The organism is Novosphingobium sp. PhB55 (assembly GCF_004368805.1).
Taxonomy (GTDB): Bacteria; Pseudomonadota; Alphaproteobacteria; order Sphingomonadales; family Sphingomonadaceae; genus Novosphingobium.
Genome location: NZ_SODQ01000003.1, coordinates 137,552 through 157,790, shown reverse-complemented (window position 1 = coordinate 157,790; position 20,239 = coordinate 137,552). Strand labels below are relative to the sequence as shown.

The following is a 20,239-nucleotide window of genomic DNA, read 5'->3' as shown; positions in this document are numbered from 1 at the left end:
TCAAAATCGCCCGAAACGCGTGTATCGGCCCGCGCATGCCATCAACCCAGAATCCCAGGACCTACCGGGTCAAGAGCTTCGGCTGTCAGATGAACGTCTACGACGGCGAGCGCATGGCCGAATTGCTCACGGACCAGGGCATCGCGGCCGCGCCGGAAGGCGAAGAGGCCGACCTGGTCGTGTTCAACACCTGCCATATCCGTGAAAAGGCGGCGGAAAAGGTCTATTCCGACATTGGCCGCCTGCGCCGAGAGGATGGCTCATCGCCCCTCATCGCGGTGGCCGGCTGCGTGGCCCAGGCCGAGGGCGACGAGATCATGCGGCGCGCTCCCGCGGTGAAGATGGTGGTCGGCCCGCAAGCCTATCACCGCCTGCCCGACATGATCCGCGAGGCCACTGCCGGCCGCCGCGTGACCGATACCGACATGCCGGCCGAAACCAAGTTCGACGCCCTGCCCGCCCGAAATCAGGGTGGCCGCAGGCGGTCCGGCCCGACGGCATTCCTCACCGTTCAGGAAGGCTGCGACAAGTTCTGCACGTATTGCGTCGTGCCTTATACGCGCGGCGCCGAGGTCTCCCGCCCCCACGCCGCCCTGATGGACGAGGCGCGCCGCCTGATCGACGCCGGTGCGCGCGAGATCATGCTGCTCGGCCAGAACGTGAACGCCTGGTACGGCGAGGATGCACGCGGACGGCGCATCGGCCTGGACGGGCTGATTCGCGAGCTGGCGGACATTCCCGAGCTTGCCCGCATCCGCTACACCACCAGCCACCCCAACGACATGACCGAGGCGCTGATCGCCGCCCATGGCGATGTCGAAAAGTTGATGCCGTTCCTCCACCTGCCCGTGCAGGCCGGCAGCGACCGGGTGCTGAGAGCGATGAATCGCAGCCACACGGCCGAAAGCTATCTCAAGGTCCTCGACCGCGTGCGCGCCGTCCGGCCCGACATCGCACTTTCGGGCGACTTCATCGTCGGTTTCCCCGGCGAGACCGACGCCGATTTCGAGGATACGCTCAGGCTGGTCGATGCGGTCGGCTATGCGCAGTGCTTCAGCTTCAAGTATTCGCCCCGTGCCGGCACGCCCGCCGCGACGATGGAAGACCAGATCCCCGCCGAAGTGATGACCGAGCGTATCGTCCGCCTCCAGGCCGCGCTCGGCCGCGACCAGACCGCCTTCAACGTGGCCTCGGTCGGCAAGACCTGCCAGGTGCTGGTCGAACGCAAGGGCAAGCTGCCCGGGCAGTGGCTCGGCAAGTCGCCCTGGCTGCAATCGGTCTATTTCGACGGCGATGTCGCCGTGGGCGACATGGTCACGGTGGAACTGACCGAAGGCGGCTATAATGCCGTTTCCGCCAGGCTGCTGAGCCCGGTCGCCGCGTGAGCGAAAGGCAAGCGCTGGTCCTCGTTCCCGGGCTTTCCTGCGACCGTCACGTCTGGCAGGCGCAGATCGCGGGGCTTTCGGACATGGCCGACATCTCCATCGGCGATACGCTGAAAGACGATTCGATTCCCCTCATGGCCAGCCGCGTGCTCGATGCCGCGCCGGAGCGGTTCGCGATCGCGGGATTCTCGATGGGCGGCTACGTCGCCATGGAAATCTGGCGCCGCGCCCCGGAGCGGGTGACGCGGCTCGCCCTGGTGGACACCAATGCGCGGGCCGATACCCAGCCCCAGGCGGAACTGCGCCGCGCGGCTATCCGCACCGCCCAGGCGCGCGGCTTCGAACATGTCCTGCGCGGATCGCTGCGCCAACTCGTGGCGCCGGACTGCCCCGAGGCGCTGTTCGAGGAAGTCGTGCAGATGGCCCTGCGCGTCGGTTTCGGGACATACATGGACCAGCAGGCCGCGATCATCGACCGCGCCGATTCGCTGGCGACGCTAGGCACGATCACCGTCCCGGCCATGGTCATGGTCGGCGCGGCCGACGCCCTCACTCCGCCCCACCTTGCCGAGGAAATGGCGCAGGCCATGGCCTCAGCCGATGTTGGGTCCGATTCGGGCGCGGCCTACGAGGTCATCGCCGATGCCGGGCACATGGCGCCGATGGAGCAGCCCGACGCGGTCAATGCCGCCTTCCGCCGATGGCTGATGCGCTGATCCCGGCGCGTTTCAGAGCCATGAGGCGGCTCTAGTCGAGCGGTTTGAGCGCGTCTTCCGCAATGAGCGGCTTGCTGATCGCCGCCGCGCCCGCGCTCACTTCCACGCTGGCATTGGTGGGATAGCCCCTGCCGCTGAAGCGCAGGCGAGAGATGCCTTCCGCCATGCCGCCGCCCGACACGGTGACGGCCAGATCGCGCCAGCCGTGCGACTTGCTGTCCAGCACGCCCACCGGAAGCTGCACCACGCTCGTCTCGCTCACTTGGACCAGATCGCCATCCTGCCGCTTCAGCACCGCGAGGTTGCACCCGCCGGTGCCGCAGAACATCGGGCCGCCTAGATAGACCAGCACTTCAGGCGTGCCGTCACCGTCAAGGTCGGTCTCCGCCGTGGCATATTGCAGCTTGCCGAGATCGCTGGTGAGCGCGTCGCGGTGATTCGCGCGAATCCAGTCCTCGGCACGCATGGGCGCGGTCTCGGTCGCCTCCTCGCTCGCTTCGGCGCTGGCCGTGGCGGTGGCTTCGGGCTGGGCCGCGTCCTTCTTGCAGCCTGCGAGCGAAAGTCCCAGCGCGAACAGGGGGGCGAGCGCCAGGATCCTGGCGGCGGAGGTCGTCCTTGTCATGACCGAAGGCTAGCCGCTCGACCGCCGCCCCGGCAAGATCGGTCTGCCGCACGGGAAGCACGAGAAAGGGCCCCCGGTTCGCACCGAGGGCCCTCGCGACCCGCCTGGGACTCGTCCGGCGCCCTTCCCGGCGCCGGTGGCGGTTTTATTAGAAGAAGAAGCTGTTGTGGACGGTGACGACGCGGCCCGAACGCATGTTCACCATGGCCACGTCATTGCCGTAGCGAACCCAGCGGTGGCCGGCGCGCGGCGCGGGCAGGCGATAGCGGCCATAGTCGTTCACCCAGTAGCGGCTGCCGTAATAGGCCGGCTGGAAGCGGTAGCCCACGGCGACCGGGCGATAGCGATAGCCGCGCGGACCGGCATAGGCGGGGCGGCGGAACTCGCCGCGGTGGGCCTGGCGATAGTCGCGCCAGTCTTCGCGCAGCTCGCGGCGGTCGTGGTTGAGCTGGCGCTGCGAACGGTCGGCGGCGCGGTAGTCGCCGCGGCGGACGTTGCGATCGACCTCGCGCTGGCTCTGGCGAACGTCGCGGGCGCTCTCGCGCACTTCGCGGGCACTCTGCGCGGAAGCCATGGTGGGCACGGCGACGGTCGGAACGATGACGCTGGCGGCAAGGGCGGCCATAATGATCTTGCGCATGTTTTCTTCTCCTTGACCCGAAACGATTATCCGTTCGATCTGGTCTGTGAGTTCATGTTTGAACCCCTCAAGCTGAACGAACTTGAAATGCAGGTTGCAGTGAAATTTCAGGAGTGTCGCAAGGTTGCGACAAAATTCGGGAAGCGCGCCGAAACGCCATGTTATCCCCGGTGAAGCGAGCAATTTTTCGATAGATGCGGCTTGCGGGACGCGATGCGCAGAGCCATCTTCGGGATGGAACGAAGGCATCCTCACCTGAAAGGAGCACATGGCCCGCAAAGCAGCACGCGCCGGTGAAACGGCGCAGTTCAGGCCCGAAGCGCACCGCCGGGCACGTGTCGAAGTCGAGTTCGACGAACAGACTTTGCTGGGGGCCCTGTTCGGCCAGTTCGATTCAAATCTCGTGCAAGTGGAGAACCGGCTCGGGGTCTACATTGCCGCGCGCGGCAACAAGATCCAGATCGAAGGGCCGGAAGACGCCGTTGCCCGCGCCCGCGACACGCTCAAAGGCATGTACCACCGGCTGGAGCAGGGCCAGGCGCTTGACGCCGGCGCGGTGGAATCGCTGATCGCGATGTCGGCCGAACCGACGCTGGAAGGCATCATCTCGGGCGATACCGGCGCGCCGCCGATCATGATTCGCACCCGCCGCAAGACGATCGTGCCGCGCTCGGCGATGCAGATCGAATATATGCGCGCGCTCGCCCGCTCCGACGTGATCTTCGCGCTCGGCCCGGCAGGCACGGGCAAGACCTACCTCGCGGTGGCCCAGGCGGTGTCGCAGCTGATGACCGGTTCGGTCCAGCGCCTGATCCTTTCGCGCCCCGCCGTGGAAGCGGGCGAGAAGCTGGGCTTCCTGCCCGGCGACATGAAGGACAAGGTCGATCCCTACCTGCGTCCGCTCTACGATGCGCTCTATGACTGCATGCCGCCAGAACAGGTGGAGCGCCGCCTCGCCTCGGGAGAGATCGAGATCGCGCCGATCGCCTTCATGCGCGGCCGCACGCTGGCCGACGCCTTCGTCATCCTCGACGAAGCGCAGAACACCACGCGCGAGCAGATGAAGATGTTCCTCACCCGCTTCGGCCAGAACAGCCGCATGGTCGTCTGCGGCGACCCCCGGCAGGTCGACATCCCGGGCGGCGACCGCATGAGCGGCCTGGCCGATGCGGTGAACCGGTTGGAAGGCGTGGACGGCATCGATGTCACGCGCTTCACCGTGCAGGACGTCGTGCGCCACCCGATCGTCGGTCGCATCGTCGAGGCTTACGAAGGCCCTTACGTCAATCCTTCGGCACCGAAGACGGAACAACCTGCGGCCGAGCAGCTCCGGGCGGAGTGACTTTCCCCCGGGGAATGACAAGGTCTGGCGCAGGAAGCGCTTGAGCATCGAGGACGGCGGTTCGCCGTCCTCGATTTCCCGCCGGTTCCTGTCCGAGCGGGCCACCCCGCACCTTCACTTCACGCTTCCGCTCGACCTCTTCACGCTATCGCTCGACCGCGCGCGCGACTGCGCGTAAAGCCCCCGCATGGATCTCGAAATCGATATCGAAGCCCCCTGGCCCGCCGAAGCGGACTGGGCCGATCTGGCCGAAGCGGCGCTCGAAGCGCTGGTGCAGGTAGCACCGGAACTCGACAATCCCCGCCTCCTGGCCAGCCTGCTGTTCACCACGGACGAGGAAGTGCACGTCCTCAACCGCGAATGGCGGGCGAAGGACAAGCCCACCAACGTCCTGTCCTTCCCGATGCTGGAACGCGCCGACCTGCTCGCCCTCGCGCCGGACGGACCGCCGGAAATGCTGGGCGATCTTGCCCTCGCCTTCGAGACCTGCGCCCGCGAGGCCGCGGAAAAGGGCGTGCCGGTGGAGCACCACGCCAGCCACCTCATCGTCCACGGCCTGCTCCACCTGGCCGGCCTCGACCACGAGATTTCGGACGCCGATGCCGAGGCAATGGAGGCCCTTGAAACAAAGGCTCTTGCCCTCATCGGCATTGCCGACCCATATGGCGACAGATCTTAAGCTGTAGGGGTAATTTAAAACGATGGCCGACAATGGCCGCCGCACCGAGTCCGGCTCGGGAGATGGGGACAGTACCGGCACGCTCTGGCGTGTTTTCCGGCGACTTTTCCAGAACGACGGCGATCAGTCGCTTCGCGCGCAGATCGAAGGCGTCATCAACGAACATGAAGGCGATGCCGAAGACGAGGCCCGCGCCCGCGGAGACCTTTCCTCGATCGAGCGGCAGATGCTGCGCAACCTTCTCCATTTCAGCGAGCACGATGCCGACGATATCGCCGTGCCGCGCAGCGAGATCGTGGCGATTCCGGCCTCTGCAAGCTGGGCCGAAGTGGTCGAGGCTTTCGCCGAGCACGGCCACAGCCGCATGCCCGTCTACGGAGACTCGCTCGACGCGATCAAGGGCATGATCCATATCAAGGACGTGTTCCCCATCCTCGCGCGCGGCGAACAGCCGCCGGAGGACTGGTCCACCCTGCTGCGCCAGCCGCTCTACGTGCCCCAGGCGCGCGGCGCGCTGGACGTGCTGGCCGACATGCGCGCCCAGCGCACCCATCTGGCCGTGGTGATCGACGAATATAGCGGCACCGATGGCATCATCACCATCGAGGACCTCGTCGAGGAAATCGTGGGCAACATCGAGGACGAGCATGACGACGCCCCCGAAGAGTTGCTAATTTCGCAAGAGAACGGTATCTGGGACGCAGACGCCCGTGTCGAGCTTGACGATGTGGCGGAACGGATCGACCCGCGCCTCGCCGAAGTCGAGGAAGCGGTGGATACCCTGGGTGGCCTCGCCTTCGTACTGGCCGGCCAGGTCCCGGCCGTCGGCACCGTGCTGGAGCATGACAGCGGCTGGCGCATCGAAGTTACCGATGGCGACGAGCGCCGCGTCACGCGGCTTCGCCTTCATCCGCCGGCCACGGAAGCGGTCGCAGAGCCCGATTGAACCTCGTTGCCGCCATTTCCAGGCGGCATCGATACTCCGAGTGAAAAGACGAGACATTGCCAGTACGCCGACTACCCCCCCTGCGCGCGCTTGAAGCCTTCGTTCGCGTCGTCCGCCTCGGTTCGGCCAAGGCGGCCGCCAACGAACTGGCGCTCAGCCCCTCGGCGCTCTCGCGCCGGGTCGCCGCGCTGGAAGACTTCACCGGCAAGCGCCTCTTCACCCGCCAGCACCAGTCGATGAAGCTGACCGACGAGGGCCAGGCCTTCTACAACGTGGTCGGCCCCAAGCTGGAAGAACTGGCCGAAGCGGTGGAATCGCAGATCGACCGCGGCCAGGTGCTGCGCCTGCACCTCGGCGTGCCTTCGCTGTTCGGCGGCCAGCGCCTGTTCCCGCGCCTGCCGGAGCTGCGCAAGCTGCACCCGCGCCTGCACATCGACATCGACACCGGCGCACACCTGGAAGACCGGGTGGGCGACACGCTGGACGCGGCGATCATTCTCTCGCCCGAACCGGACCCGGCCTATTATCGTATCCAGCTTGACCACAACAAGGTCTACGCCATCACCTCCAAGGAAATGGCGCAGGAGATCGGCACCGTCCCCGACGAAGCCATCCTGTCCAAGCAGACCTTCCTGATCCACCAGGACCTGCCGCAGAGCCTGGACGCGTGGAAGTCCGCCATCGGCCTTGAAAAGCTGGAACCGGCCTCGGTCGACCGTTTCGATTCCGGCCAGCTCGTGCTCGAAGCCGCGGCCCAGGGCCTCGGCATCGCGATCATGCACGACGACCACTTCCGCCGCAGCCACGACAACCGCCTGGCGCGGCTCTTCGACATCGATGTCGAAAGCCCCTATCGCTACTGGTTCGTCTGCAAGCCCAAGGCCCTGGAATCCCGCCCCGTGCGCATCTTCCACGAGTGGCTGCTGCAAGCCGGACTGTAAGGCCCTGCAAGCGCCGTCCCCGGTAGAGACGGGGCCGGCGTTTTTGCGACATGACGGGCGATTTCATTCCCCTGCGCGGCACTTCACGGTTATGATCCCCGGGACTTTTTCGACTGTCCGGGGGCTCCGTCATGCGTTTCACTGTGTTCACCGCCGTTGCTGCGGCTTCCATCGCTTCGGCCGCGCCGAGCTTCGCCGCCGAGCCCGCACAGGCGGCGCCGACTGCGGCGGCGGCGGCGGCAGCGCCCATCACCGACCCCGCGCGCATCGCGGCGGCGCGCGTCACGGTGGATCACGTATTTCCCCTTGGGACTTACGCGCGCCTGATGAACGGCACCCTCGACAAGATGATGGATTCCATCATGGATTCCACGATGAAGCTGCCGCTCAAGCAGCTTGCCGGGCTCAGCGGCGTCAACACCGAGGAACTGGGCGAGGCCTCGATGGCAGAAATCATGCAGATCTACGACCCGGCCTTCAAGCAGCGCATGCAAATCTCCACGCGCACGATGATGAACGAGATGATCCCGCTGATGACCCAGGTCGAGCCCGACATTCGCGACGGGCTGACGCAGGCCTATGCCGGCAGGTATACAACCACCCAGCTGGGCGAACTGAATGCCTTCTTCGCGACGCCTACCGGCAAGGCCTACGCGGCCGATTCCTATCTCGTCATGATGTCGCCGGAAGTCATGGCGAAGATGCAGGGCTTCGTCCCCAAGCTGATGGAGCAGATGCCCGCCATCGTGGAAAAGGTGAAGACCGCCAGCGCGAGCCTTCCCGAGCCGCGCGCCTATGGGGATCTTTCGAAGGACGAGAAGGCTCGCCTCGCCAAGCTGCTCGGCGTTTCCGAGGCCCAGCTCGAAAAGGACGAGAAGGCCAAGGCACATTGAGCTGATCGACCGGGGCTGGAAGCGCCGGGAACTTGCGCCGCGATGGGTACAGCTTCGTCTGGCCCAGCACGCAACGAAAAAGGGCGGCCCCTCGCGGAGCCGCCCTTTTCTCTATCGGCAGACCGAAGGAAGGATCAGCCTTCCGAGATGGTCGCCTTGACGATCTTGCCCGGTTCGCGCGGCGGCTCGCCCTTGGGCAGCGCGTCGACGAGTTCCATGCCTTCGACCACCTGGCCCCAGACGGTGTACTGCTTGTCGAGGAAGCGTGCATCGTCGAAGCAGATGAAGAACTGGCTGTTGGCCGAGTGCGGATAGCTGGTGCGCGCCATCGAGCAGACGCCGCGGACATGCGGCTCGGCGTTGAATTCGGCCTGGAGGTCGGGCTTGTCCGAACCGCCCATGCCGGTGCCGTTGGGGCAACCGCCCTGCGCCATGAAGCCGGGGATCACGCGGTGGAACTTGATGCCGTCGTAGAAGCCTTCGCCGGTCAGTTCCTTGATACGCTCGACGTGACCGGGGGCCAGGTCGGAACGCAGCTTGATCTTCACGTCGCCGCCTTCACCATTGCCGGTGTCGAGCGTGAGCGTCAGGTATTCGTCAGCCATTGCAGTCTCCTTCTGCCGGCGCAGGTCCGCGCCGGTGGGGCATCGGCGCCCGATATAGGCACTGGCGCGGCAATGTCACGAGGGGAGCGCTCGTTCGTGCCTCCGTCCCGGTCATCCCCTGCCCGTCACGCTCCTCTCGCCGCCGCGGGGCCGTTTCGGGATCCATTCGGTGCATCGTCCCGTGGCTCTGCAGCCACCGGCCGAGGAAACTTCCCGAATGCCGCCGCCCCCCTGTTGCAATCGCGAAATAGCTGCGTAGACCGGCCCGGATGAGCGAAACGGACCTTCAGGACGAGCGCATGGAAAACGCGGAAGACACCGCGCGTCTCGATATGCCCGAATCCGAATCCCTCGACGACGACAACCGCCTGAAGGCCGAATTCGTCCGCAGCGTGAAGGATGCGCTGGACGAGGAAGACTTCGAGCGCGTCTACGACCTGGTGGAGCCGCTCCACCCCGCCGACATCGCCGACTTGTTCGAACTCATGAACGAGAACGAGCGCCTCGGCCTGGCCCGCGCCATCCGCGACCTGATGGGCGTGGAAGTGATCGCCGAGATGAACGACTGGGTGCGCGAGGCGCTGATGGAGGCGCTGCCCGCCGAAGTCGTCGCCGAGATCGCCGAGCAGCTCGACACCGACGATGCCGTCGCCATGCTGGAAGACCTCGACGAGGAAGACCAGCAGGCCGTCCTCGCCGAGATGGAGCCGGAAGACCGCGCGGCCATCGAATCGGCGCTGTCCTACCCCGAGGAATCCGCCGGCCGCCTGATGAGCCGCGATTTCGTGGCCGTCCACGAATCGATGACCGTCGGCGACCTGATCGATTTCCTGCGCGAACATCGCGAGCTGCCGACCGAGTTCTGGGAAGTGTTCATCGTCGATCCGATGCACCGCCCGATCGGCACCTGCGCGCTCTCGTGGATCCTGCGCACGCCGCGCAACATCCCGCTCTACGACGTCATGGCGCGCGACCAGACGCTGATCCCGGTCGACATGGACCAGGAGGAAGTCGCGCTGCGCTTCCAGAAGTACGCGCTGATTTCAGCGGCCGTGGTCGACGATGCAGGCCGGCTGATCGGCCAGGTCACCGTCGACGACATCGTCCACATCATTCAGGAAGAAGCGGGCGAAGATACCCTGCTGCTGTCCGGCGCGGGTGACGGCGACATCAACGAGCCGATTCGCGACGCCTATTCGGCCCGCGTGCGCTGGCTGATCGCCAACCTGCTCACCGCCACGCTCGCTTCCTCGGTCATCGCCCTGTTCGAAGGCACGATCGCGAAAATGGTGGCGCTGGCCACGCTGATGCCGATCGTCGCCGGGCTTGGCGGCAATGCCGGCACGCAGACCCTGGCCGTGACCGTCCGCGCGCTTGCCACCAACCAGCTTACCGCCTCCAACGCCTGGCGCGCGGTACGCCGCGAAATGTCCATCGCGCTGCTCAACGGCTGCACGATCGCGGTGATCATCGGCATCGTCGTCAGCCTGATCTTCGGGAATGTCACGCTGGGCCTGGTCATAGCCCTGGCGATGATGACCAATATCCTGATCGCGGGCATGGCGGGCGTATTCGTGCCGCTGACGCTGGAACGGCTCAAGGCAGACCCGGCCATCGCCTCGTCCATTTTCGTGACGATGACCACGGATTCGATGGGCTTCCTCGTCTTCCTCGGCCTTGCCACGGTATCCGGTCTGGTGCGCTAGGGGCGCGCCCCCTATCTAGTCATCATGCCGCTGCACATGACCAAGATCGCGTTTTCCGCCGAGAGCCCGGCGGCCCTGCGCGCCTGGCTGGAAAGCCACGACACCCTGGGCGAAGCCCGCCTCACCACGCGCTATCTGCCCAAGCGGCACGAGGAAATGGTCGGCGGCTCGCTATACTGGATCTACGAACATGCCCTGGTCGGCCGCTCGCCGATCCTGGGCTTCGAACAGCGCGAGGACGGGCGCTGGCATATTCGCCTGGAACCGATGCTGATCCCGGTGGTCACGCACCCCAAGCGCGCGCACCAGGGCTGGCGCTACCTTGCCGAAAAGGACGCCCCCCGCGATCTGGGCGAAGGCGAGACGGCGGGCGACGCGATGCCGCCCAAGCTGGCGCGCGAACTGGCCAAGCTGGGGTTGGTGTGACCGGTTTCGCCGGCGACGAGCGCGGAGCACTGCTTGCGGTGAAAGGCGTCGGCCCCGCGGTGATCGCACGGCTGGAGGAACTGGGCATCCGGAACTTCGCGGACCTCGCCGGGCGCGATCCCGATGCGGTCTGCGCGGAAATTTCGGCGGCAACGGGGTCGACCTGCTGGCGCAACTCCCCCCAGGCGCGCGGCGCCATCGTCGCCGCCGTGGCGCGGGCGGGCGCGGGTCTGCCCGATCGGTAGCCTTTTCCCGGACCGGTCCGGGACGGCGCCTTCCGTTACCCCCGATCGACCCACCAGCGCATCAGCACATGGGCGATCGCATGGGCCGGCGGCGCCCCGAAAGCCTTGCCGTTTTCGCCCCGGCCGATGGCTTCGAGCGCCTCCACCACCTCGTCGCGGGTGAACCACCGCACGTCTTCCAGTTCGGTCTCGTCGATGGTGATGGCATCGTCGTCCGCATGGGCGTGGCAGCTGATCATCAGCGAGGACGGGAACGGCCAGGGCTGGCTGGCGACATAAGTCACATCGCGCACGCGGATCCCCGCTTCCTCGTGGATTTCGCGCGCGACGGCTTCCTCCACCGATTCGCCCGGCTCCACGAAGCCCGCAAGCGTCGAATAGCGCCCTTCGGGAAAGCGCGGCTGGCGGCCGAGCAATGCGCGGCCTTCGTGCTCGACGAGCATGATGGTCACCGGGTCGACGCGCGGGAAGTGCTCGGCGCCGCAGTCGATATTGGTGCAGGAGCGCTGCCAGCCGCCTTTGGCAAGAACCGTGGGGTGGCCGCAGACGGCGCAGTGCCGGTGCCGGCAATGCCAGCTCACCAGCGAGCGCGCGCCGCCATAGGCCGCGAGTTCGGCGGGATCGAGCACGGCCATGGCGTGCCAGTTGACGGGCGTGGCATGGGGGCCTTGCAGCGGCGTGGCGCCGGGCACTTCCGCGAAGCAGGGCACGGGGCCGTCGAGGCCGAGGAAGATCATCTCGCTGCCCGGTTCCGCATCCGCCAGTGTGCCCCAGGTCAAGGCACCGTCGTCGGCCAGCACGGCATCCAGTCCGTCCAGCCGCAGCAGCCGCGCCTCGCTGCTCTGCAGGGCCAGGAGCGCGGCCGGGTCGTTGCGGATATGGTCCGCACGGTCGAGATGCGAACCGGAAAAGGCGATGGGCAGCAGCTTCGGCAGGAGGGTGGTGGTCAAAGGGGCGTCTCCAACAGGGCCATGACATCGGCCTTCAGCGCATTCTGGAACTGGGGAATAAGCTCATAGGCGTTCGGCGGCATGAACTGCGCGAAGAGCTGCGAGCGCAGGCCGCGCACCATGTCGACCATGCCCACCGTTCCCGCCGCGCCCGACCAACCGAACAGGCCGCTCTCCGCTCCCTTGCCGACGCGCCCGCCGGCGCCGAAGCCGCTCCCCGCCGGAAGCATGGCGGAAAGCGCCACGCCGGGCGGCAGCAAGTCCGAAGTGCCGGCGACGACCGCGCTTTCGGCCAGGACGCGCTTGCCGTCGATCATGCCGCGCTGGGCCAGAAGGCGCAGGAAACGGTCATAGTCGCGCGGCGTGCTGACAAGGCCTGCGCCGCCGAAGGGGAAGGCCGGCTTTTCCAGGAAGACCGAGTTGCCCGGCTCGTCGATCGGCACCAGCACGCTGCCCAGCGCGGCATAATTGGTGGTGAGGCGGCCGGCCTGGGCAGCGGGCACCTGGAAGGCCGTGCTGGTCATTCCCGCCGGTTCGAACAGTGTTTCGCGCAGATAGGCGTCGAAGGGCCGGCCGGTGACCACTTCGATCACCCGGCCCATCAGGTCCAGACCGAGGGAATAGCTCCAATGGGTGGCAGGATCGTAGACCAGCGGCACTTCGGCCAGCCGGTCGGCGAACAGCGCGAGGCTGGGCGCGGGGGGCGCATCGGTGAGGCCCGGCACCTTGATTCGGCTGATCTGCCCGGCAGCGAGGCCCCTGGACTGCATCAGCGCGCGGATCGGGCCGGTCTGGATGATCGAATAGCCCAGCCCCGATGTATGTGTGAGCAGATGCCGCATGGTGATCGCGCGCGGCGCCGGATGAAGGGCCGTGAGCGATCCGTCATAGCGGTCCTGCACCCGCATCTGCGCGAAACGCGGCAGGATTTCATGGACCGGCTGGTCGAGACCGAGCCGGCCCTCCGCCACCAGCTGCATGGCCATGATGCCGGTGATCGGCTTGGTCATGGAATAGATGCGGAACAGGCTGTCCGGCGAGATCGGCGTGCCGTCAGTGAACCCCTGCGACCCGCGGGCGACGAATTCCGGTTCGCGGCCCGGCAGCGCCAGCGAGGCGACGAGGCCCGGCAGCGTGCCCGGCGCATCGCCGCTCCCCGTCCAGCGCTCCACCAGCGCACGCACGCGCGGCATCGTCTCCACCTGCGCCGCCGCCCAGGCGAGCCGAGGCATGAACGCGGCGCCGACACCCGCGATACCCGCCATGCGCAGCAACATCCGGCGATCGACCGCCGCTTCCAGCCGTTCGCGCGCAGGGCTCATGCCATCTCCGCCCTGGCGAGGCCCGCCGCCTTGGCGAAGAGCGTGGGCAGCCCCGCCTCGGCGATACGGTCGACCGGCCACCATTCCCCCGGGCCGGGGGGATCGCCGTCAAGGTCGTGCTCCAGAATGCGAAGCCCCAGTTCGAGCGAGAAATGCGTGAAGACGTGGCCGACCCGGCCGCCGTTTTCCCAGCGCCCTGCCAGCGGCGGCGCGCCGTGGCCGTCCGCGCGGGCGGACCAGCCGTCGTCGGGAAGCGCTCTCATGCCGCCGAGCATGCCTTTGTCCGCGCGGCGCACCAGCCAGACATTTCCGTCCCGCTCGATCCAGAAGGCGAGGCCATGCCGCGCGGGCTTGGCCTTCTTCGGTGCCTTGACCGGAAAGCGCTCCGGCTCGCCCGTGATCCTTGCCCGGCAATCGACCGCAAGCGGGCAGAGCAGGCAGCGCGGCATGCGCGTGGTGCAGACGGTAGCGCCCATGTCCATCAGCGCCTGCGCGAAGTCGCCCGCCCGCAGATCGGGGGTGATCCCGTCGGTCAGCGCCCGTATCGCGGGCCGCGCACTCGGCAGCGGGTCTTCCAGCGCGAAAAGCCGCGTCACCACGCGCTCGACATTGGCGTCCACCACCACGGCCCGCTGCCCGAAGGCGATCGCCGCCACCGCGGCCGCCGTATAGGCACCCAGCCCCGGCAAGGCGCGCAGGCCTTCCTCGCTCTCGGGGAAGACCCCGCCCCGCGCCGCGACTTCGCGCGCGCAGGCCAGGAGGTTGCGGGCGCGCGCATAATAGCCAAGCCCTGCCCAGGCCGCCATGACGTCCGCGTCGGCTGCGGCGGCAAGGTCCGTCACGGTCGGCCAGCGCGCGGTGAATTTCGCGAAATAGTCCTTCACCGCGGCCACGGTCGTCTGCTGGAGCATGACTTCCGAAAGCCAGACGCGATAAGGGTCGGGTGCCGGCGTTCCCGGCGGCGCGCGCCACGGCAGTGCGCGGGCATGAGCGTCGTACCAGTCGAGAACCTTGCGGGAGATCGTATCGCGGCTGGCGTCCATCAGCGCCCTATGGCATTGGAGCGGCAACAATGGAACGGCATCCAAGCAAAGGAACGGAAAAGGCGGCGAAGTCCGCCAAAGGCGCGGCGAAAGGCGTGGTCAAAGCCGCGGGCAAAGCCCCGGCCGGCGGCGAGTCCAAGGCCGCCGCCCCGAAGCGGTTCGAGCGCGCGCGCGGCGGCCAGGCCCGCCAGATTTCCGACCTCATGCCCGAAGTGGGCCGCACCGCTTTCCGCCGCTTCGGTTTCGTCCAGTCCAGCGTGGTGACGCGCTGGCCCGAGATCGTCGGCCTGCGCCACGCCCGCGTCTGCGCCCCCGAATCGATCCGCTTCCCGCCCGGCGAAAAGTGCGACGGCATTCTCCAGCTCGTGGTGCTGGCCGCCCATGCCCCGATGATCCAGCACGTCGTGCCCGAGATCATGGACCGGGTGAACCGCTTCTTCGGCTACAAGGCTGTAGCCAAAGTGAAAATCCGGCAAGGTGAGGTTAAGGCACCGGCTGCCACGCGGCCCAAGGCGGCTCCGCCCTCTCTCAAGCCCGTACCGCTCGAACTGGGCGAATCGCTGCGCGACATCGGCGATCCCGAACTTCGCGCGGTGCTAGAATCGCTGGCCCGAAGCCTCGGTGCCCAGGATGATCCCATGCAAGATCAGGAAAAGCAGTGATGAAGTCCACGTTGCGTCTTGCCGCCCCCCGTCTCGTCTTCCTTGCCGCAGCGGCCCTGCTGAGCGTCGCCGCCACGAAGCCCGCTCACAAGCCACTGGCGCCCAGCTCCAACCCCGCCTCGAACTGGGCGAACCAGATCGTGGTCACGGGCGACGGCAGCCACATGTACGGCAACCCCAAGGCCGAGATGCAGCTCACGGAATTCGTCAGCTACACGTGCCCGCACTGCGCGCACTTCAACCGCGAGGCGGATCCCACGCTGCGCCTCACCATGGTGCCCAAGGGCCAGATCGGCGTGACCGTGACCACGCTGCTGCGCAACCCGATCGACCTGACGATCTCGATGCTGACGACTTGCGGCGATCCCAAGCGCTTCTTCGTGCGCCACAACGCCTTCCTCGCCAGCCAGGACACCTGGATGGCCAAGCTGGAAAAGATCGGCGAGGAGCAGCAGAAGCGCTGGTACCAGGGCGCCCTGCCCGAACGCATGAAGGCCATCGCCAGCGACCTCGATTTCTATTCCAGGGTCGCCGCCTGGGGCATGACCCGTACCCAGGCCGATGCCTGCTTCGCCAACGAGGCGGTGTTCGATACCATCAAGCAACAGCAGGCCACCGTGGCCAAGAACGGCGTGAATTCCACGCCCAGCTTCATTCTCAACGGCAAGCTGCTCGACGCACACGACTGGCCGACTCTCTCCAAGGAGATCACCGACCAGATGGCCGCGAAGCGCAAGGGTTCGGTCTGAAGCACCGGAAAAGGGCGGTTTCCTGTGGGAAAGCGCCTGTCCTTCCGCCCCCCGCCGCTGTTATCCGCCCCGACTGTGGGCTAGTTTCCCCGCCTTCTCACAAGGATTCGCCGACATGATCCGCAAGACCGCCCTGCGCACCATCGCCCTTGGAATGATCGCCGCGCCGCTCGCGCTCGGCCTTGCCGCCTGCGGCAAGAAGGACGCCGGCACGCCGGGCGAAGCGCCCAAGTCGGCGCAGGCCCTGCCCACGGTCGCCGCCCCCGCCGGCAAGGCCTGGGCCGAAAACGTCGTGAAGACCGCAGAGGGCGGCTATCGCATCGGCAATCCCGACGCCCCGATCAAGCTGGTGGAATATGGCGCACTGTCGTGCTCGCACTGCGCCGAATTCGCGCATGAAAGCTACGACAAGCTGCGCGAGGATTACGTCGCCAGCGGCCGCGTCAGCTACGAACTGCGCTACTTCATGCTCAACGCCTTCGACATCCCGGCATCGCTGCTCGCCACTTGCGGCGCGACCGAGGCGGTCCTGCCGCTCAGCGAGCAGTTCTGGGCCTGGCAGCCCAACATGTTCCAGAACCTTCAGTCGGCCGGCGACGCCCGCATGAAGGAAATCCAGAACCTGCCGAAGGACCAGCAGATGGCGGCCATCGCCGAAGTCGGCGGCATGACCGAATTCTTCGCCTCGCGCGGGATTTCACGCGACCAGGGCAAGGTCTGCCTGGCCGATGCCGCCAAGGCCAAAGCCTTCGCCGACCAGACCCAGAAGGCGACGACCGAATTCAACGTCAACGGCACGCCCACTTTCATCATCAATGGCAGCAATGTCGGTTCGATGGGCTGGAAGGAACTGGAAGCCAAGCTGCAGGAGGCCGGCGCGCGCTGATGCGCCCGCCCGTCTGAATCGAACGATACGAAGATGCGCATAAAACGGCTCAAGCTCAGCGGTTTCAAGAGTTTCGTAGAGCCGGCGGAATTGCGCATCGAGCCAGGGCTGACCGGCGTGGTCGGCCCTAACGGCTGCGGCAAGTCCAACCTGCTCGAAGCGATCCGCTGGGTCATGGGCGAAAGCTCGGCCAAGTCGATGCGCGGCGGCGGCATGGAGGACGTGATCTTCGCGGGCACGGCCACGCGCCCGCCCCGCGCCTTTGCCGAAGTAGTGCTACAGGCCGATGCCGCGCCTGACGGAAACGGCGTGCGCGAGGAACTCGAAGTGATCCGCCGCATCGAGCGCGGCGCCGGCAGCGCCTACCGCATCAATGGCCGCGACGTGCGCGCCAAGGACGTCTCGCTGGTCTTTGCCGATGCCGCCACGGGCGCGCATAGCCCTGCGCTCGTCAGCCAGGGCCGCATCGCCGCCGTCATCGCCGCCAAGCCGGCCGAACGCCGCGCCATGCTGGAAGAAGCGGCCGGCATTGCCGGGCTTCACGTCCGCCGCAAGGACGCCGAGCAGAAACTGCGCGCCACCGAAGCCAATCTCTCGCGCCTCGAAGACCTCATGGCCGGGCTCGACAAGCAGGTCGCCGGCCTGCGCCGCCAGGCCAAGGCGGCCGAGCGCTATACCGCCCTGTCGGACCAGATCAGGCTGGCCGAAGCGCGGCTGGTCTTCGCTCGCTGGCGCGACGCGGCAGAGGCCGCCGATGCCGCCCGCAAGGAAGCGCAAGGCGCCGAAGCAGGCGTGAGCGCCGCGCAGGAGGCGGCGAAACAGGCGCAGGACGCGCAGGCCAAGGCGGCCGAGGCCCTCGTGGAAGCCCGCGACGAACTGGCCGACCGCCGTGACGATGCCAGCGCGCAGGGTCACCGCATGGCGACGCTCACCAGCCAGCTCGAAGCTGCCGAACAGCGGCTCAAGGATCTCGACCGCCAGAAAACGCGCCTCGACGAGGACCGCGGCGATGCCGACCGCATGACCCGCGACGCGGCCGAGGCCCTCGCCCGTCTGGAGCGCGATCTGGCCGAAGGCGCGAAGCAGCTGGAGCAGGACGAAGCCCAGCGTCCGCGCCTGGCCAATGCCCTCGAAGGCGCGGAACGCTCTGCTCGCGCCGCCGAACTCGACCTGGCGCAGGCCACTGCCGCGCAGGCCGGGGTCGAGGCCGAATGGCGCATTGCCGAAGCCGAACTCTCGCAGGCCCGCGCCCGTCTGGGCCGGCTGGCCGCCGAAGAAGCCCGCCTCGCAGCCCAGGTCGAAGCGCTGGCCGCTGCCGGAGATCTCGAAGCGGCGGTTACCGAAGCGAAGGCCCGGGCCGAAGCCGGTACGGCCGCTCTGGCCGCCGCCCGCGCCGGGCTGGAGGCGCAGCAGGCCCGCAAGACCGAACTCCAGGCCGAGCGCGACGCCGCGGCCTCGGCCCTCGCCGCCGCCCGCGCCGACCTTACCGGCATCGAGCGCGAGCATACTGCCCTCACCCGCGACCGAGAGGCCCGCGCCAAAGGCGCCAAGGCCGCGCATGGCCTGCCCGTCGCGATCGACGCCGTGCGGGCAGCTCCGGGATACGAGCGCGCCGTCGCTGCCGTGCTCGGCCGCGATGCCAAGGCCCCCCTGGGCGAAGTCGCCAGGGCCGACGGCCGGTTCTGGACCGGCTCCCAGGCCCCTGCTCCGGTAGCCGACAGCCTGGCCGCCCATGTCACCCAATGTCCGCCGGAACTCGCGGCCCGCCTGGCGCTCGTCCATGTGGTCGAGGAAGACGATGCCCGGCCGCTCGGCAAAGGCGAATGGCTGGTCACGCGCACCGGCGCGCTGCGCCGCTGGGACGGCTTCGTCGCGCGCGGCGAAGGCGCCGCCGAAGCCGCTCGGCTTGAGGCCGAGAACCGCTTCGCCCAGCTCGATGCCCAGCTTCCACCGCTGCGCGCGGCCGTCTCCGCCGCCGAAGCAAGCCAGAACGCGGTGCAGCAGGAACTCTCCGCCCATGCCGCCGCCGTGGTCGCCGCCGAGCGGACCATTGCCGATGCCGCCAATGCCGAACGTGCCGCCCTGCGCGCGGTGGACCAGGCCGAGGATGCCCGCATCCGCGACGAAACGCGCCGCGCCGAAATAGGCCGGGCCCAGGCCGATCTGGCCGAGCAGCGCCAGGTCGCGGAACGGGACATCGCCGGCGCCGAAGGCAAACGGTCCGTCCTGCCCGATCCGGAAAAGGGCCGGGCCGGGCTCGTCGTCGCGCGCGAAAAGAACGAGGCCACGCGCGCCACGCTCCAGATTTCCACCGCCACGCTCGCCTCGCACGACCAGGCTCTGGCCGTCGCGCGCGAGCGTACCGCCTCGCAGCGCGGCGACATCCGCAATTGGCAATCGCGCGCCGGCGATGCCGCCAACCGCCTTGCCCAGATGGCCGGCCGGCTGGATGAAATCGAGACCGAGCGCGCCGTCGTCGCCGCCAAGCCCGCGTCGCTCATGGCCCAGATCGAACAGGGCGAGACGGTGCGCAACCGCATTGCCGAGGAACTGGGCAAGGCCGAAGCCGCCGTTGCCTTAGTCACCGATGCCGCGCGCAAGGCCGACGCCGCGCTGGCCGCCGCGCAGGAAGCGCTGGCCAGTGCCCGCGAGAACCGCGCCGGTGCCGCCGCCCGCGCCGAGAACGAGGATGCCCGCCGCGTCGAGATGACCCGCGTTTCGGGCGAACGCTTCCAGTGCCCGCCGCCGGTCCTGCCCGAACGCTTCGCTTTCGCCCCGGGCGACGTGCGCGAGGCGCAGGACGAAGTGGTCGCCATGGAGCGGCTCGTCTCCGAGCGCGAACGGATCGGGCCGGTCAACCTCGTCGCCGCAACCGAACTCGCCGAGGCCGAAGCCCAGCTCGGCACCAGCATCAACGAAAAGGCCGAACTGGCCGAAGCCGTCAACCGCCTGCGCGGCTCGATCGGCAACCTCAACCGCGAGGGCCGCGAACGCCTGCGTGCCGCCTTCGAGGCCGTCGACGGCCATTTCCGCCGCCTTTTCACGCGCCTGTTCCAGGGCGGGCAGGCCCATCTCGCGCTCGTCGATTCGGACGATCCGCTGGAGGCCGGGCTGGAGATCTTCGCCCAGCCACCGGGCAAGCGCCTCCAGTCGCTCACCCTGCTTTCGGGCGGCGAGCAGGCGCTCACCGCCGTCGCCCTGATCTTCGCGCTGTTCCTGACCAATCCCGCGCCGATCTGCGTGCTGGACGAAGTCGACGCGCCGCTCGACGATGCCAATATCGAGCGTTTCTGCGATCTTCTCGAAGCGATGACGCAGGAAACCGACACGCGCTACCTGATCGTCACGCACAACGCCGTGACGATGAGCCGCATGCACCGCCTGTTCGGCGTGACCATGGTGGAAAAGGGCATCTCCCGCCTCGTCAGCGTCGATCTGGTCGGCGCCGAGGAACTGCTGGCGGCGGAATAGCCCGGCTGCG

Annotated in this window: 21 protein-coding genes; 15 read left to right on the top strand and 6 right to left on the bottom strand. The window is 67.7% G+C overall.

The annotated features are described in order from the left end of the window. Positions 1 to 35: 35 nt before the first annotated feature. The gene (miaB, locus tag EDF57_RS08185) at positions 36 to 1,385 is read left to right on the top strand and encodes a tRNA (N6-isopentenyl adenosine(37)-C2)-methylthiotransferase MiaB (RefSeq protein WP_134093852.1); all 1,350 of its coding nucleotides are present in this window, start codon (positions 36 to 38) and stop codon (positions 1,383 to 1,385) included. Beyond that, a complete protein-coding gene (locus EDF57_RS08180; protein WP_134093851.1) occupies positions 1,382 to 2,101 on the top strand; it encodes an alpha/beta fold hydrolase in 720 nt (239 codons plus the stop codon). The genes miaB and EDF57_RS08180 overlap by 4 nt, the downstream gene beginning before the upstream one ends. Positions 2,102 to 2,132: 31 nt before the next feature. On the opposite strand, the gene EDF57_RS08175 is transcribed toward EDF57_RS08180, so the two are convergent. Together EDF57_RS08175 and EDF57_RS08170 are read right to left on the bottom strand one after the other, a co-directional pair. Continuing rightward, a complete protein-coding gene (locus EDF57_RS08175; RefSeq protein ID WP_134093850.1) occupies positions 2,133 to 2,723 on the bottom strand; it encodes a hypothetical protein in 591 nt (196 codons plus the stop codon). Between the two features lie 148 nt (positions 2,724 to 2,871). Next, on the bottom strand, positions 2,872 to 3,363 hold the full coding sequence (locus EDF57_RS08170) for an RcnB family protein (protein WP_134093849.1): 492 nt from the start codon (positions 3,361 to 3,363) through the stop codon (positions 2,872 to 2,874). A gap of 268 nt (positions 3,364 to 3,631) precedes the next feature. Here EDF57_RS08170 and EDF57_RS08165 point away from each other — a divergent pair, with 268 nt between their 5' ends. The 6 genes from EDF57_RS08165 to EDF57_RS08145 all read left to right on the top strand — a co-directional run bounded on the left by EDF57_RS08165 (position 3,632) and on the right by EDF57_RS08145 (position 8,164). Continuing rightward, positions 3,632 to 4,705, top strand: a complete 1,074-nt coding sequence (locus EDF57_RS08165; protein WP_243840961.1) for a PhoH family protein — start codon at positions 3,632 to 3,634, stop codon at positions 4,703 to 4,705. Between the two features lie 40 nt (positions 4,706 to 4,745). Next, on the top strand, positions 4,746 to 4,883 hold the full coding sequence (locus EDF57_RS25410; protein WP_166675205.1) for a hypothetical protein: 138 nt from the start codon (positions 4,746 to 4,748) through the stop codon (positions 4,881 to 4,883). Positions 4,884 to 4,892: 9 nt separating this feature from the next. Next, entirely contained in the window at positions 4,893 to 5,384 is a 492-nt protein-coding gene (gene ybeY, locus EDF57_RS08160) for an rRNA maturation RNase YbeY (RefSeq protein WP_134093848.1), read from the top strand. Positions 5,385 to 5,406: 22 nt separating this feature from the next. Further along, complete coding sequence (locus EDF57_RS08155) at positions 5,407 to 6,330, top strand: hemolysin family protein (protein ID WP_134093847.1); 924 nt, start codon at positions 5,407 to 5,409, stop codon at positions 6,328 to 6,330. A gap of 56 nt (positions 6,331 to 6,386) precedes the next feature. Continuing rightward, positions 6,387 to 7,271, top strand: a complete 885-nt coding sequence (locus tag EDF57_RS08150) for a LysR substrate-binding domain-containing protein (RefSeq protein WP_132268133.1) — start codon at positions 6,387 to 6,389, stop codon at positions 7,269 to 7,271. Between the two features lie 131 nt (positions 7,272 to 7,402). Next, positions 7,403 to 8,164, top strand: coding sequence for a DUF2059 domain-containing protein (locus EDF57_RS08145; protein ID WP_134093846.1), 762 nt, complete (start codon positions 7,403 to 7,405; stop codon positions 8,162 to 8,164). Positions 8,165 to 8,298: 134 nt separating this feature from the next. Here EDF57_RS08145 and EDF57_RS08140 read toward each other — a convergent pair whose 3' ends face one another. After that, complete coding sequence (locus tag EDF57_RS08140; protein ID WP_132268130.1) at positions 8,299 to 8,769, bottom strand: peptidylprolyl isomerase; 471 nt, start codon at positions 8,767 to 8,769, stop codon at positions 8,299 to 8,301. 269 nt (positions 8,770 to 9,038) lie between these two features. Between EDF57_RS08140 and mgtE the strand changes: the two genes are divergently transcribed. Genes mgtE through EDF57_RS08125 form a run of 3 tightly spaced genes read left to right on the top strand, consistent with a single transcriptional unit; the run spans position 9,039 to position 11,146 of the window. Next, complete coding sequence (gene mgtE, locus EDF57_RS08135) at positions 9,039 to 10,475, top strand: magnesium transporter (RefSeq protein WP_132268128.1); 1,437 nt, start codon at positions 9,039 to 9,041, stop codon at positions 10,473 to 10,475. A 24-nt stretch (positions 10,476 to 10,499) separates the two neighbouring features. Next, positions 10,500 to 10,901 carry a DUF1489 domain-containing protein gene (locus EDF57_RS08130; RefSeq protein ID WP_132268127.1) on the top strand — a complete coding sequence of 134 codons (402 nt, stop codon included), beginning with the start codon at positions 10,500 to 10,502 and terminating at the stop codon, positions 10,899 to 10,901. After that, positions 10,898 to 11,146 (top strand): helix-hairpin-helix domain-containing protein, encoded by a 249-nt coding sequence (locus tag EDF57_RS08125; protein ID WP_134093845.1) that lies wholly within the window; start codon positions 10,898 to 10,900, stop codon positions 11,144 to 11,146. Before EDF57_RS08130 ends, EDF57_RS08125 begins: the two co-directional genes overlap by 4 nt. 35 nt (positions 11,147 to 11,181) lie before the next feature. Here the strand turns inward: EDF57_RS08125 and nudC are convergent, their stop codons facing one another. Genes nudC through EDF57_RS08110 form a run of 3 tightly spaced genes read right to left on the bottom strand, consistent with a single transcriptional unit; the run spans position 11,182 to position 14,461 of the window. Next, a complete protein-coding gene (gene nudC / locus EDF57_RS08120; RefSeq protein ID WP_243840960.1) occupies positions 11,182 to 12,096 on the bottom strand; it encodes an NAD(+) diphosphatase in 915 nt (304 codons plus the stop codon). Beyond that, complete coding sequence (locus EDF57_RS08115; protein ID WP_134093844.1) at positions 12,093 to 13,418, bottom strand: serine hydrolase domain-containing protein; 1,326 nt, start codon at positions 13,416 to 13,418, stop codon at positions 12,093 to 12,095. The genes nudC and EDF57_RS08115 overlap by 4 nt, the downstream gene beginning before the upstream one ends. After that, a complete protein-coding gene (locus tag EDF57_RS08110) occupies positions 13,415 to 14,461 on the bottom strand; it encodes an A/G-specific adenine glycosylase (RefSeq protein WP_134093843.1) in 1,047 nt (348 codons plus the stop codon). Before EDF57_RS08110 ends, EDF57_RS08115 begins: the two co-directional genes overlap by 4 nt. Positions 14,462 to 14,490: 29 nt before the next feature. Between EDF57_RS08110 and EDF57_RS08105 the strand changes: the two genes are divergently transcribed. From EDF57_RS08105 to smc, 4 genes are all read left to right on the top strand, one after another. Continuing rightward, positions 14,491 to 15,123, top strand: coding sequence for a DciA family protein (locus EDF57_RS08105; RefSeq protein WP_134093842.1), 633 nt, complete (start codon positions 14,491 to 14,493; stop codon positions 15,121 to 15,123). After that, positions 15,123 to 15,872, top strand: a complete 750-nt coding sequence (locus tag EDF57_RS08100) for a thioredoxin domain-containing protein (RefSeq protein ID WP_132268118.1) — start codon at positions 15,123 to 15,125, stop codon at positions 15,870 to 15,872. The genes EDF57_RS08105 and EDF57_RS08100 overlap by 1 nt, the downstream gene beginning before the upstream one ends. 115 nt (positions 15,873 to 15,987) lie before the next feature. Further along, on the top strand, positions 15,988 to 16,758 hold the full coding sequence (locus EDF57_RS08095; RefSeq protein WP_132268117.1) for a thioredoxin domain-containing protein: 771 nt from the start codon (positions 15,988 to 15,990) through the stop codon (positions 16,756 to 16,758). A gap of 33 nt (positions 16,759 to 16,791) precedes the next feature. Beyond that, positions 16,792 to 20,229: a chromosome segregation protein SMC gene (gene smc / locus EDF57_RS08090; protein ID WP_134093841.1), complete on the top strand. Its 3,438-nt coding sequence runs from the start codon at positions 16,792 to 16,794 to the stop codon at positions 20,227 to 20,229. The last annotated feature ends 10 nt before the right edge of the window (positions 20,230 to 20,239 follow it).

Bases quoted from the DNA above. Each gene is read 5' to 3' on its own strand.
- miaB (WP_134093852.1), top strand. From the start codon at position 36: ATGCCATCAACCCAGAATCCCAGGACCTACCGGGTCAAGAGCTTCGGC.
- EDF57_RS08175 (WP_134093850.1), bottom strand. From the start codon at position 2,723: ATGACAAGGACGACCTCCGCCGCCAGGATCCTGGCGCTCGCCCCCCTG.
- EDF57_RS08170 (WP_134093849.1), bottom strand. From the start codon at position 3,363: ATGCGCAAGATCATTATGGCCGCCCTTGCCGCCAGCGTCATCGTTCCG.
- EDF57_RS08165 (WP_243840961.1), top strand. From the start codon at position 3,632: ATGGCCCGCAAAGCAGCACGCGCCGGTGAAACGGCGCAGTTCAGGCCC.
- ybeY (WP_134093848.1), top strand. From the start codon at position 4,893: ATGGATCTCGAAATCGATATCGAAGCCCCCTGGCCCGCCGAAGCGGAC.
- EDF57_RS08155 (WP_134093847.1), top strand. From the start codon at position 5,407: ATGGCCGACAATGGCCGCCGCACCGAGTCCGGCTCGGGAGATGGGGAC.
- EDF57_RS08145 (WP_134093846.1), top strand. From the start codon at position 7,403: ATGCGTTTCACTGTGTTCACCGCCGTTGCTGCGGCTTCCATCGCTTCG.
- EDF57_RS08140 (WP_132268130.1), bottom strand. From the start codon at position 8,769: ATGGCTGACGAATACCTGACGCTCACGCTCGACACCGGCAATGGTGAA.
- mgtE (WP_132268128.1), top strand. From the start codon at position 9,039: ATGAGCGAAACGGACCTTCAGGACGAGCGCATGGAAAACGCGGAAGAC.
- EDF57_RS08130 (WP_132268127.1), top strand. From the start codon at position 10,500: ATGCCGCTGCACATGACCAAGATCGCGTTTTCCGCCGAGAGCCCGGCG.
- EDF57_RS08115 (WP_134093844.1), bottom strand. From the start codon at position 13,418: ATGAGCCCTGCGCGCGAACGGCTGGAAGCGGCGGTCGATCGCCGGATG.
- EDF57_RS08110 (WP_134093843.1), bottom strand. From the start codon at position 14,461: ATGGACGCCAGCCGCGATACGATCTCCCGCAAGGTTCTCGACTGGTAC.
- EDF57_RS08105 (WP_134093842.1), top strand. From the start codon at position 14,491: ATGGAACGGCATCCAAGCAAAGGAACGGAAAAGGCGGCGAAGTCCGCC.
- EDF57_RS08100 (WP_132268118.1), top strand. From the start codon at position 15,123: ATGAAGTCCACGTTGCGTCTTGCCGCCCCCCGTCTCGTCTTCCTTGCC.
- EDF57_RS08095 (WP_132268117.1), top strand. From the start codon at position 15,988: ATGATCCGCAAGACCGCCCTGCGCACCATCGCCCTTGGAATGATCGCC.
- smc (WP_134093841.1), top strand. From the start codon at position 16,792: ATGCGCATAAAACGGCTCAAGCTCAGCGGTTTCAAGAGTTTCGTAGAG.